This is a genomic window from Nonomuraea sp. NPDC050227 (assembly GCF_044459705.1).
GTDB lineage: Bacteria > Actinomycetota > Actinomycetes > Streptosporangiales > Streptosporangiaceae > Nonomuraea.
The window spans coordinates 878078-890044 of record NZ_JBITJF010000002.1 but is presented as its reverse complement, the minus strand read 5'-3'; the positions used below and the strand labels follow the sequence as shown (position 1 = coordinate 890044).

The following is an 11967-nucleotide window of genomic DNA, read 5'->3' as shown; positions in this document are numbered from 1 at the left end:
GCCCACGTCATCCGCCGAAGGCGCCAGGCAGGCACGTCTCAGCCCGTCGTCCAGTGACGGAGTTTCTCGGGGTTGCGCACGACCCAGATGCGCTTGATCCTGTCGCCTGCGACCTCGAACGCGAACACCGTCACGATGACGCCGTCCTGCTCGGCCACCACCCCGGGCCGCCCGTTGACGGTGCGTTCCAGGTACGTCATGTTGCCGGGCCGGCGGTGGGCGATCTCGATCCAGGCGTGCGCGATCTGTTCGCCGCCTTCGATGGGGTCCAGGAAGGTGACGGCGAGGCCGCCGCCGTCGCCGATCGCCACGGCGTCGGGGTCGAGCAGGCCGATCAGGGCGTTGATGTCCTTGGCCTCCCACGCCCGCTTGAAGTCCCGGACGATGCCGGCCTGCCGGGTCGCCGGGGCCGCGGCGGGCTGGGCGGCGCGGATGCGGCGGCGGGCCGAGGAGGCCAGCTGGCGGCATGCCGCGGGGGTGCGGCCGACGATCTCGGCGACTTCGGCGAAGGAGTAGCGGAAGACGTCGTGCAGGACGAACGAGACGCGTTCGGCCGGGGTCATCGATTCGAGGACGACCAGGAAGGCCAGGTTGACCGATTCGTCCAGGGTGACCCGGTCGGCCGGATCGGAGACCGTACCGCCGTCCGCAGGTTCGGGCAGCGGCTCGGGGAGCCATTCGCCCACGTAGGTCTCCCGCCGGACCCGTGCCGAGCCGAGCAGGTTCAGGCAGATCCGGCTGGCGACCGTCGTCAGCCAGGCGCCGGGCGACTCGATGGCCTCCTGCTGCCGCCGGGACATGGCGTACCAGCGGGTGTAGGTCTCCTGCACGGCGTCCTCGGCCTCGGCCAGCGAGCCCAGCAGCCGGTAGGCGAGGTTGATCAGGTGACGCCGCTCACTGATGACCACGTCCAGGCCCGGATCGAGCCACCCTCCTCCTGAACCAACGGCATCCGGCCTGTTCTGGCTGGTCATCGTGACGGCTCCCTCGGTCGTGTCTGCCTTCTTCCTGCTCGACAAGACAGCGTGCCGGAATGTGAGGCCGATGCCGTCACCTGACGTTTCCGGGGGCTGCGTTGTCGAACTGCACGCGGACGTCCTGGCCGCCACGGAAGGGCGCACCAAGCCCCGCCGCCGCATACAGGCCAGCACGTCCGTCCTCGTTCGACCACGCCGCGTCGTCGCGGCCCCACCCCAGGGGAGCCACTTTGAGTCTGTTCCGGCTTGACGCCAGCATCCTTCCCGGCACCTCGGCGAGCGCCGAACTCGCCGACATCGTGGAAGCCGAATGGACCGCCGCCCACCCGGACGAGCCGGTGGTGCGCCGGCACCTGGGCACCGATCCACTGCCGGCCGACGCCTGGGCCCAGGCCCACCTCGGCGCGTTGACGCCCGAGCCCGACCGCTCGCCCGCGCAGCGCGAGGCGCTGGCGTTCGCCGTCTCGCTCGTCGCGGAACTGGCGGCCGCCGAGACGGTCCTCCTCGCCGTGCCGCTGTACAACTTCGGCGTCTCCCAGCACTTCAAAGCCTGGGTCGATCTGGTCATCGCCGGGGCGCCCCTGGGCAGCCCGGTGCTCAAGGGCAAGCCGACCGTCCTGGCCACCGTGCGCGGCGGCGGCTACGCCCCCGGCACGCCGCGCGAGGGCTGGGACCACTCCACCCCGTACCTTCGGCGCGTCCTCGCCGACATGTGGCAGGCCGACCTGACCATCGTCGAACGCGAGCTCACCCTCGCCGCCACCAGCCCAGGCATGGAACACCTGCGCGACCTCGCCGCCGGCCTCCACGCCCAGGCCCTGACCGCGGCCCGCGCCGCCGGCCGGGCGACCGCGGCCAGGCGACTCCCGCGAACCGTTTCCCACTGACCCGAACAGGAGCGACATGTCAATGGATCAGGTGGCACGCAACAAGGCGGCGTTCGCCCGTCTGCACGACGCCCAGAGCAGCGGCGACGTCGAGGCCTTCGGCAAGGCGGTCGACGAGGTCGTGCATCCGGACGTGCTGATCCGCACTCCGTTGCCGATCGCCGCAACGGGGGCGGAAGCCCTCAAACAGGTGGGCGCGATGCTCCTGCACGCGTTCCCCGACCTGCACATCGAGGTCGAGGACGTGATCGCCGAGGGCGACAAGGTCGTGCTCCGCAACACGGTCACCGGGACTCACCGGGGCGAGTACATGGGCGTCCCGCCGACCGGCAGATCCATCACCTACGGAGAGATCATGATCGTCCGTTTCGCGGACGGCCGGATCGTCGAGACGTGGGGGATCGTCGACGTCCTGGCCCAGCTGAGACAGCTCGGTCTGTTCCCGTCGTGACCCGGCCATCATGTTGAACGTACGTACAAGTTGTACTACCGTTCAACATGATGGAGAGCGAGGGGGACCCGATGACGCAGCGACAGTTCACGCGGGCGGGGGCGCGCCAGTGGGCGGGCCTGGGCCTGCTGGCCATGCCGACGGTGCTGCTGGGGCTGGACGTGACCGTCCTGTACCTGGTGGCGCCGAGCATGGCGGCCGACCTGTCGCCGTCAGCCACCCAACTGCTGTGGATCATGGACGCCTACGGGTTCCTCGTCGCCGGGTTCCTCGTCACCATGGGCACGCTGGGCGACCGGATCGGACGGCGCCGGTTGCTGCGGGCCGGGATGATCGCCTTCGCGGCGGTCTCGGTGCTCGCCGCGTTCGCCCCCACGGCCGAGCTGCTGATCCTCGCGCGAGCCCTGCTGGGGGTGGCCGGGGCGACGCTCATGCCCTCCACGCTGTCGCTGATCTCGAACATGTTCCCCGACGCGCGTCAGCGCGCGGTCGCGATCGGGGTCTGGGCCACGATGTTCGCGCTCGGCATGGCCGCCGGGCCGATCGTGGGCGGCGCCCTGGTGGACTCCTTCTGGTGGGGAGCGCCGTTCCTGGCGGCGGTGCCCGTCGCGTTCGTCGTCCTGGCCGGGGCGCGCGCCCTGCTTCCCGAGTACGCGGCCCCGTCCGGCGGCCGGCTCGACCTGGTCAGCGTGGGCCTGTCCCTGGCGGCCATCCTGCCGGTCATCTACGCCGTCAAGCACATCGCCTCCGAGGGGCCCGGCGGCCCGGCCCTCGCCTGCGCCGGAGCGGGCGTTCTGGCCGCGATCGTGTTCGTACGCCGCCAACGCCGCCTGCCCGACCCGCTGCTGGACGTGACGCTGTTCGGCAACCGGGCCTTCGTCGTGGCCCTGGGCGTGCTGCTCATCGGCCTGGCCGGGGTCGGGGGCTCGATGTACCTGGTCACGCAGTACCTCCAGCTCGTCGAAGGGCTCACCCCCTTCGACGCGGGGCTCTGGATGGGACCGCCGGCGCTGGCCATGTTCGCCGCCGCCATCGGTGCTCCGCTGGTCGCCCGGCGCTTCCGTCCCGGCTCGGTCATGGGCGCCGCCCTGGGGGCGTCCCTCGCCGGCTACGCGCTGCTCGCCACCGCGGGGCTCGACGACGCGGTCCCCGTGGCGGCCGGCTTCACGTTCGTCTACCTCGGGCTGGGCGCCCTCGCCGCCCTGGGCACCGACATGGTGGTGGGCGCGGTGCCGGCCGCGCGGTCCGGGTCGGCGGCGTCGATCTCCGAGACGGTCCAGGAACTCGGCATCGCCATCGGCGTCGCCCTGCTCGGCAGCCTCACCACCGCCGTCTACCGCACCCAGGTGACGGTGCCCGAAGGTCTGACGTCGGAGAGCTCCGGCCCCCTCACCGACAGCCTGAACGCGACCGTGGCGATCACCGACAGCCTTCCGCCCGGGACCGTCGAGGCGGCCCGGCACGCCTTCACCACCGGGCTCAACGTCGCCTCCCTGGTCGCGGGGGTCGCCATCGCCGCCGCCACGGCGCTGTGCCTCGCGATGCTGCGCCACGTGCCCCCGCTCGGGGCGGAGCGGCCTCGCGACACCGACGTTTGAACGATGGTCCGACTATCCTGGGCCTCGTGCCGAGGAGCAGCAAGGACGACACCGCCGACGACGGCGAGCACGTCGACGGACGCCGCGCACGTGGCGAGAAACGACGCGCGGAGATCATCGAGGCCACCCTCGCCGTGGTGACCCGCGACGGCGCGGCCGGCGTCACCCATCGCACGGTCGCCAAGCAGGCCGGCACCACGACGTCCCTGAGCACCTACTACTTCGCCACCCTCGACGACCTGCTCGTCGCCGCCCTCACGAGTGTCGCCGACGCCTACACCGCTCGCATCCGCGACATCATCGACACCCCCGGCGACAAGCTCAGCGGCCTGGCCCACCTCATCGCCGAGTCCGCCGGCTCCGGACGTGAACGCGCCCTGGCCGAACGGGAGCTGGCGACCCTGGCCGCCCGCCGCCCCGCCCTGCGCCCCGTTGCACGACGCTGGCGGCAGAACATCGCCGAACTCGCCACCACGCTGACCGACGACCCCGCGGCCATCGCCGCCCTCGTCGCGGCGTCCGACGGCCTGTGCACCGCGATCCTCCTCGACAACGTGCCCGCCGACCCTGAGCACATCCAGGCCGTCCTGCAACGAGCCGTCCGCAACTGAGCGTCCAGGAATGCCCTGAAGGGACGCCGCCGCGGAAGGGCTTCACGCCATGCGGAGGATGACCTTGCCGGTGGTGCGGCGGGTGGTCAGGGCGGTGAGGGCGGCGGCTGCCTGGTCGAGCGGGTATTCGGCGCCCACCGTGGGGTGGACGCGTCCCGCGGCGGCCAGGGCGAGCAGGTCGTGCAGTGGCTCGGCGGCACGGCTGCCGGGGAGGCGCAGGTGGGCGCCCAGCCAGTAGCCGCCGACGGTGATGTTGCGCTCGCTCAGGATGCCGGGGTCTATGGGGGCGGCGTCGATCCCGCCGGAGGTGCCGTAGGCGATCAGGCGGCCGAAGGGGGCCAGCGCACAGGGGGCTGCCTCGAAGACGGGGCCGCCGACGGCGTCGAGGATCACGTCGGCCAGGGCGCCGTCGTTGGCTTCGCGGACGCGCTCGGCGTAGCCGTCGGCGTCGCCGGGGATCGCGGCGTCGGCGCCGAGCCGGCGGACCAGGGCGCGCTTGTCGGGGGTGGAGGCGGTGCCGACGACCCGTCCGGCGCCGAACTCCTTGGCCAGCTGGATCGCCAGGTGGCCGACCCCTCCGGCTGCGGCGTTGACGACGACGGTTTCGCCGGGGCGGACCCGCGCGGCCGTACGCAGCAGGTGCCAGGCGGTCAACCCCTGGACCAGGAGGGCGAGCGCGGCGCCCGCGGGCAGGTCCTCGGGGATCTCGACCGGATCCTGCACCAGCGCCTTGGTGGCGAAAGCGCTACTGGCGAAGGCAAGCATGCGGCGACCGTCCGCGGCCCGGCCGACGACCTCGCCGCCGGGGATGAACGGCAGTTGCGGCGGCAGGTAGGTGCCGCGCAGGCGTTCGGCGTCGGCGAAGTTGAGACCGGCGGCCTCGACGTCAAGGAGGATCTGGCCGGGGCCCGGCGTCGGGTCGGGAAGGTCGGCGGGGGTCAGGACATCGGGTTCGCCAAGGCGTTCTGCAACCATCGCTCTCATGCCGTCAACGCTAGGAGCCGGGCTGTTGCGCAGGTAGCGGGCGGGATTTGTGAATGAGGCGGAATGCATGAAGAGTCTTCATGCATTCCGGCGGCGGCGTCACCCGGGCAGAGGCTCGGTCGCCGGCGGACCGGATCAGGCGAGCAACCGGTCGACCAGCCCGTCGAGGTAGTCAGGGGTGAGCGGCCCCGCGTTGAACAGGACGCGCATGTAGATCGGCGCCAGGAGATGGTCCAGCACCTCCAGCACGTCGGGCGGGTTCTCGCCGCGGGCGCGGGCGCGGTCGAGCACGGCCTGCAGCTGGCTGGTGCGGTCGGCCAGCAGCTCGTCGCGCGCCCGCAGGCCTTGCTGGCCCTCGCCGGACAGCGCGAGGGTCAGCCGCACCAACGCCAGGCCGTCGGGACCGGTGACCTCGCGGGCCACGTTGGCGGCGTGGGCGCGCAGGTCGCCGGCCAGGCTGCCGGTGTCGGGCATCGGCGACTGCGCGTTGAGCCGGGTCAGCAGCACATCGCTGAGCAGGGCCTGGAGGTTGCCCCACCGGCGGTAGAGGCTGGTGTCGGCCACGCCCGCGCGGGCCGCGATGTCGCCGATCGTGAAATGTCCGTAGCCGCGCTCCCTGACCAGCTCGGTCACGGCTTGATGCACTGCCGCGCGGACCCGGGCGCTGCGGCCGCCGGGCCGCTTGGCCCGCCCCTGCTCATCCATGCGTCCCACCTTAACGCAGTTGGGACTTGCGTTAGAGCCTAAGAGGGTCTACGTTAACGCAGTCACTAACTGCTTTTAGGAGAGATGTACGTGAGAGCGTTGCTCACCCTGACCTGCGCAGGTCAGTTCATGGTGCTGCTCGACAACACGATCGTCGGCGCCGCCCTCCCTGACATGCAGCAGCGCCTGCACATCGGGCTGACCGGCCTGCAGTGGATCGTCGATGCCTACGTGCTGCTGGTGGCCATGCTGCTGCTGTCGGGCGGCGTCTTCGCCGACCGGTTCGGCCGCCGGCGGGTGTTCCTGGCCGGGGTGGTGGTGTTCACGGCTGCCTCGGTGGTGTGCGCGCTCGCGCCCTCGATCGGCTGGCTGATCGCCGGACGGGTGCTGCAGGGCGTCGGGGCCGCGGCGCTGAGCCCCGCCTCACTGGCGCTGCTCACCGCCGCGTATCCCGCCCCGAAGGAGCGCGTCAGAGCGATCGGGTTGTGGGCCGGGTTCAGCGGCCTCGGCCTGGCCGCCGGACCGCTGGCGGGCGGGATCCTGGTGGAGTCCTTCGGCTGGCCCGCCATCTTCCTGGTCAACGTGCCCATCGGGGCGGTCCTGCTGCTGGCCGGGCTGCGCGCGCTGGGGGAGTCCCGCAACCCGAGCGCGCCGCCGATCGACGTCCCCGGCACGGTCCTGTCCGCCGCGGGCGTGGGCGCCGTGACCTACGGCCTGATCGAGGGCGGTTCCCGAGGCTGGACCTCGCCGGTGATCCTGGGCAGCTTCGCCGCCGGGCTGGCGCTCCTGGCCGCGTTCGTCGTGGTCGAGGGGCGGGTGGCGACGCCGATGCTGCCGCTGCGGCTGTTCCGTCAGCGGCTGTTCACGGTGTCGAACACGGCGATGGTCGTGGTCGGGTTCGCGCTGATGGGGTCGTCGTTCTTCTTCTCCCAGTTCTTCGTGTACGTCCAGGGCACTTCGATCCTGGTCGCCGGGCTGCAGACCCTGCCCGTCTCGCTGGCCATGGTGATCGTCAGCCCGTACGCGGGCCGGCTCGCGGCCAGGTACGGCTTCCGCGTCGTCGCCGGCATCGGCCTGGCGCTGGCCGGGCTGGGACTGCTGGCGCTGGGGCTCGTCCACGCCGATACCGGCTACGGGAACGTGTGGTGGCGGCTGGCGGTCGTCGGCATCGGGTTCGCTCTCACCATGTCACCGCTGACCGGGGCCGCCATCCAGGCGGTCAGCCCGCAGGAGGGCGGCCTCGCCTCGGGCGTCGCCAGCACCACCCGGCAGATCGGCGCGGTGCTCGGCGTGGCGGTGCTCGGGGCGATCGTGCACACGCGGGAGGTTGGCGGAGCCTCGTTCGAGTCCGGCCTCAACAGCGCCTTCCTCGTGGCGGGTGCCGTGACGCTGGCCTGCGCCGTCTTCACCGGCCTGTGGCTGGCCGCGGCCCGGACGCCGAGCGGCGACCGGGCGAACAGTCAGGAGGCCAAGCAGTCGGCGAGCGTCCGCTGACGGCTCGTCCCGGCCGCCGACTTCTCCGACAGCGCACCTCGGTAAGGATTGTCAGTGGCGTCTGCGACCGTGTGCCGCGTGGGTGAGCTGGTCGAGCGGGTGGATGAACAGGACCGCGTGCTGGAGGTCGTGGAGCGCGCAGAGGCGGTGCGCCGGCGGTGGATGCATCGGATCGCGACGACGATCTGCCGCGATCCGATGGGGCGGATCCTCGTGCTGCGCCGGGCCGAGGAGCATGTTCGCTTTCCCGGCCACTATGACGTGCTGGTCGGCGGCGCCGTGGGCGTGGGCGAGTCGTATGAGGACGCGGCGGCCCGGGAACTGGTCGAGGAACTGAGCGTCGGCGTTCCGATCCGTCTTCTGTTCAGGTTCCTGTGCCAGGCCGGGATCAGCCCTGTCTGGTTCGGGGTGCACGAGGCATTGGTCGCCGAGCCGTTGGCTCCGGATCCGTCCGAGATCGCTTGGCATGCCTGGGTCACGGAGCCCGAACTGCGGAAGGTGGTCGATCGAGGGCCTTTCGTCCCAGCCGGACGACAAGCCCTGCACCGATATCTCGGCCACCCGGCTCAGTGACGACAGCCGCTCCCCGGCGGACCCGGGGCGATCACCATGCGCCGCCTGGCCATATCCGGGCTGCTGCGGTTCGCGACGCCGCTCAGCGGCAGACGCTTGGGCCACGTCCAGCCGCACCTCGCCGAGAGGCTGGACGTGCTGCCAGAACAGTGGGGTCAGCCCGCGCCGGTCGGCGGATGTCCGGGGGCTTGAAAGCGCGTTGCAGGCGGTCGGCCGCTCAATGGTGCTCAAGTCCCCATACAACAGGAGGTTCTGATGAACCGCAGCTTGCGCGCCCTGTTCGGCCTCACCGCCACCGCCGCGACCATCGCCCTGACCGTCCCGGCCATGAGCAGCGCCGCGAACGCGTCGCCGGCCTCGCCTTCCGACCTCGACAACACCAGCCACGCCCGGGATCTCGCACAGGCGCGTTCCTTCCTGTTCACCTACACCTTCAACAACCACCTCAAGGTCGCCGGCGGCAATTTCACCGTCGACCACCGCGTCTTCGTGACCGTCAAGTTCAACAACGGCGTCACGAAGTTCTCCAGGTGGGTGATCGCCCGCACCCACCCCGTCACCCCCGGCGGCGCCGTCTACGTGGAGACGACCATCGCCGCCCCCTGCTCCGGCAGCAAGAACGGCTACGCGCAGGCCTACGACGAGGCGACCCGCACCTGGTCGGCGCGTCTGCCGGTGACGATCTGCCAGCGCATCGACTGACGGCCGACACCGGCCGCCTCGGTACTGTGGCTTCGCATGACCGAGATCGAGATCACCGCTGACCTGGTCCGTGACTTGCTGCGGGAGCAACATCCAGACCTCGCCGGGCTGGCCGTCCGGGAGGTGGCGGGGGGTTGGGGCAACCAGATGTGGCGCCTCGGGGACGAGTTGGCCGTGCGCATGCAGCGCATGGACCCCACCCCGGAGCTCCAGCTCAAGGAGCGGCGGTGGCTACCCGTGCTGGCCCCGCGCCTGCCGCTGCCGGTGCCGACCCCCGTGCGGTTCGGCGAACCGTCCGGGCGCTTCCCCAAGCACTGGACCGTGATGACGTGGGTCGCCGGTGAGCCGCTGGACCACGGCTCGATCAGCAGGGCCGCCCACGCGGCCGACACGCTGGCGGGCTTCCTGCGGGCGCTTCATGTGGAGGCGCCCGCCGAGGCCCCCGCCAGTGCGGACCTCGGCGCTCACCCCAAGAGGTGCACGAGCGGCTTCGAACACTTCTTGCAGGCCGTCGACCCCGGCGCCGTCGGCGATGTCGGCGCCGTCCGTGACGTGTGGGCCGATGCGGTCGCCGCCCCCGAGTGGGCGGGCCCGCCGGTGTGGGTGCACGGCGACCTGCATCCCGCGAACGTCGTCGTCTCGGACGGAACGCTCGCGGGCATCGTCGACTTCGGTTCCTTGTTCGCCGGCGATCCGGCGTGGGACCTGGCCGCCGCATGGGTGCTGCTCCCCGCGGGCGCGGCCGCACGCTTCTTCGACGCGTACGGACAGGCGGACGAGGGGGCGATCCGGCGCGCCCGCGGGCTGGCTGCCATGAAGAGCCTCTTCCTGCTGCTCATGGGGCAGAACGGAGATCGCGGCCTGCCCGGCGGCAAGCCGCACTGGGGGCCTGCGGGCCGGGCGGCGCTCGATCGTGTGCTGAAGGGCGTGTGAGACACGCCACGGCCCGCGCCGGGACGGTTCCGTCACCGGAAGACGTGGACGTTCTCGCGAACCCAGTCGTGGAGGGTCAGCGGAGCCCGGCCGGTGAGCCTTTCGACGGTGTCGAAGACCTTCCGGTCCCAGGCCGCCGATTGGCGCTTGAGCTCCAGCAGCGCCTCCAGACGAGGCCCCGACCAGCCGAGGCGGTCGAACTCCGCCCGGGTCTCGGCTGCACTGCGTTCGACGAGCTTGATCGGCCGGTCCAGGATCTGGCCGATGACGTCGGCCTGGTCACGCGGTGAGAGGGCCTGGCCGCCGGTGAGGGTGTAGGCCCGGCCGTCGTGGCCGGGTGTGGTCAGGACGTGCGCGGCGACGGCGGCGATGTCCCGGGGATGGATCATCGCGGAGACGGGGTCGCCTTCGGTGACGTACATGGTGTGCTCGGCGGCGATGGTGGGGGCGTAGCCGTGCAGGTAGGTCATGAAGGTGCCGGGGCGCAGCATCGTCCACGGCAGGCCGGAGTCCATGACGACCTGTTCGCCGAGCCGATGGCCGGTGCTGATGGGATCGGTGGCGTCGAAGGTGACGCCGCTGGTGGACAGCTTGACCAGATGGGAGACCCCGGCCCGGGCCGCCGCGGCGACCAGGTCGCGTTCCTGGACGGGGCCGTCCGGGCCGTACCCGGGCGGCAGGACGAAGACCTTCTCGACGCCGTCGAGGGCGGCGTCAAGAGTGTCCGGCCGGTCGAGGTCGCCGATGGCGACCTCGACGCCCGCGGGGGGCGCGGCCCTTCCCGGGGCGCGGGTGATCCCCCCGCCCCGCCCCGTGCGGCCCGGGCGCCCGGGGTGGGGGGGGGGGGGGCGCGGGGGCGGGGGGGGGGGGGGGGGCGGGGGGGGCGGGGGCGGGGGGGGGGGGGCCGCGGGGGGGGGCGGGGGGGGGGGGGGGGGCCCGCCCCCCCCCCCACGCCGGCGGGGAACGCGGCCTTGCCCGGATCGCGGGTCATCGCCCGGACAGGCACGTTCCGGCCGGCGAGCAGGGCGAGGAGTTCGGAGCCGACAGTGCCGGTGGCACCGGTGATGAGGAACATGAGGGTCTTTCCGCGTGGTTCAGGAACGGGAGAGCTTGACGTCAGGGAGCAGCAGGGACAGGGTCAGCCCGATCAGCGCGATCGGGACGACGGCGAGGAAGACCAGGTGCAGCGCGTCGGCGTAGGCGGCCGGGCCGGGGTGGGCCGGCAGCCTGCCGGTCACGAGCGCGGCGAAGAAGGACGTGCCGAGCGCGGTGCCCGTCTGCCGGGCCATGGCGGCGGTGCCCTGGACGGCGCCGATGTCGTCACGACGGGCGGCGTTGCGGGCGGCCAGGCTCAGGGCCTGGGAGTTGAGCCCGCCGGCGATGCCGAACAACAGCAGGAAGACGGCCGCCACGACGACGGAGAACGTGCGATCGCGGAACAGGCGCAAGGGGATGACCGGGTCCGCCGCGCGGCGCTGGGCGAGCACGAACAGCACCGGCAGCAGCACGCAGGCGGCGGCCAGGCCGAGGATGACCGGCGAGGTCCAGGCGTGGGCGGTGCCGGCCCAGGTGGTGAGCAGGTTCACCGCGACGATCGCGGCGGCCAGGAGGATGACGCCGAGGTGGTCGAGGCGGGCCTGTCCGCGCTGGACGGGCAGGTGCAGCCGGATCGCGACGACGGCTACGACGAGGGCGCCGAGGGGCAGGTTGACCAGGAAGATCGAGCGCCAGCCGGCCAGGTCGGTGAGCAGGCCGCCGATGGCAGGGCCGGTCAGGGACGCCTCGGCGACCTGATGCGGGACGGACGAGGCGTGGCACTCGACTTCGGCGTCGACCGGCGTCTGCGCGATCCGGCGACGGGCTGGGAGAGCCGGATCCGGTACGCGGCCGGGGCGGCGAGAGACGATCTCGGAGCGGCCGCGGTGCTCGTCCGGCCGGACGGCGTGGTCGCCTGGGCGGGCGACCCTGATCGTGCAGCGTTCGAGCGGGCCGCGAGCCGTTGGTTCGGCCGTTCGGCGAGCGGTTGACGCCGTGCTTGACCGATGTGCCCCT

Annotated in this window: 13 protein-coding genes; 9 read left to right on the top strand and 4 right to left on the bottom strand. The window is 72.3% G+C overall.

Going from position 1 to position 11967, the window contains the following annotated elements; translation table 11 throughout:
- Positions 1–38: 38 nt before the first annotated feature.
- A complete protein-coding gene (gene sigJ / locus ACIBK9_RS11450) occupies positions 39–974 on the bottom strand; it encodes an RNA polymerase sigma factor SigJ (protein WP_397157217.1) in 936 nt (311 codons plus the stop codon).
- Between the two features lie 233 nt (positions 975–1207).
- Between sigJ and ACIBK9_RS11445 the strand changes: the two genes are divergently transcribed.
- The 4 genes from ACIBK9_RS11445 to ACIBK9_RS11430 all read left to right on the top strand — a co-directional run bounded on the left by ACIBK9_RS11445 (position 1208) and on the right by ACIBK9_RS11430 (position 4524).
- Entirely contained in the window at positions 1208–1864 is a 657-nt protein-coding gene (locus ACIBK9_RS11445; RefSeq protein WP_397157216.1) for an FMN-dependent NADH-azoreductase, read from the top strand.
- Positions 1865–1886: 22 nt separating this feature from the next.
- A complete protein-coding gene (locus ACIBK9_RS11440) occupies positions 1887–2315 on the top strand; it encodes an ester cyclase (protein ID WP_397157214.1) in 429 nt (142 codons plus the stop codon).
- Between the two features lie 71 nt (positions 2316–2386).
- Positions 2387–3913, top strand: a complete 1527-nt coding sequence (locus ACIBK9_RS11435; RefSeq protein ID WP_397157212.1) for an MFS transporter — start codon at positions 2387–2389, stop codon at positions 3911–3913.
- A gap of 26 nt (positions 3914–3939) precedes the next feature.
- Positions 3940–4524 carry a TetR family transcriptional regulator gene (locus ACIBK9_RS11430; RefSeq protein ID WP_358287255.1) on the top strand — a complete coding sequence of 195 codons (585 nt, stop codon included), beginning with the start codon at positions 3940–3942 and terminating at the stop codon, positions 4522–4524.
- Between the two features lie 42 nt (positions 4525–4566).
- Here ACIBK9_RS11430 and ACIBK9_RS11425 read toward each other — a convergent pair whose 3' ends face one another.
- A complete protein-coding gene (locus ACIBK9_RS11425) occupies positions 4567–5508 on the bottom strand; it encodes a zinc-binding alcohol dehydrogenase family protein (protein ID WP_397157211.1) in 942 nt (313 codons plus the stop codon).
- 135 nt (positions 5509–5643) lie between these two features.
- Positions 5644–6213 (bottom strand): TetR/AcrR family transcriptional regulator, encoded by a 570-nt coding sequence (locus tag ACIBK9_RS11420; protein WP_397157209.1) that lies wholly within the window; start codon positions 6211–6213, stop codon positions 5644–5646.
- A gap of 90 nt (positions 6214–6303) precedes the next feature.
- On the opposite strand from ACIBK9_RS11420, the gene ACIBK9_RS11415 reads away from it, so the two are divergent.
- The 4 genes from ACIBK9_RS11415 to ACIBK9_RS11400 all read left to right on the top strand — a co-directional run bounded on the left by ACIBK9_RS11415 (position 6304) and on the right by ACIBK9_RS11400 (position 9915).
- Positions 6304–7707, top strand: a complete 1404-nt coding sequence (locus tag ACIBK9_RS11415) for an MFS transporter (RefSeq protein WP_397157207.1) — start codon at positions 6304–6306, stop codon at positions 7705–7707.
- 78 nt (positions 7708–7785) lie between these two features.
- On the top strand, positions 7786–8280 hold the full coding sequence (locus tag ACIBK9_RS11410) for an NUDIX hydrolase (protein WP_397157206.1): 495 nt from the start codon (positions 7786–7788) through the stop codon (positions 8278–8280).
- Positions 8281–8535: 255 nt separating this feature from the next.
- On the top strand, positions 8536–8982 hold the full coding sequence (locus ACIBK9_RS11405) for a hypothetical protein (RefSeq protein ID WP_358287247.1): 447 nt from the start codon (positions 8536–8538) through the stop codon (positions 8980–8982).
- A 36-nt stretch (positions 8983–9018) separates the two neighbouring features.
- On the top strand, positions 9019–9915 hold the full coding sequence (locus ACIBK9_RS11400; RefSeq protein ID WP_397157204.1) for an aminoglycoside phosphotransferase family protein: 897 nt from the start codon (positions 9019–9021) through the stop codon (positions 9913–9915).
- A 32-nt stretch (positions 9916–9947) separates the two neighbouring features.
- Here the strand turns inward: ACIBK9_RS11400 and ACIBK9_RS11395 are convergent, their stop codons facing one another.
- Positions 9948–10712 (bottom strand): NAD(P)H-binding protein, encoded by a 765-nt coding sequence (locus tag ACIBK9_RS11395; RefSeq protein ID WP_397157581.1) that lies wholly within the window; start codon positions 10710–10712, stop codon positions 9948–9950.
- Positions 10713–10979: 267 nt separating this feature from the next.
- On the opposite strand from ACIBK9_RS11395, the gene ACIBK9_RS11390 reads away from it, so the two are divergent.
- On the top strand, positions 10980–11942 hold the full coding sequence (locus tag ACIBK9_RS11390; RefSeq protein WP_397157579.1) for a hypothetical protein: 963 nt from the start codon (positions 10980–10982) through the stop codon (positions 11940–11942).
- Positions 11943–11967 lie beyond the last annotated feature (25 nt).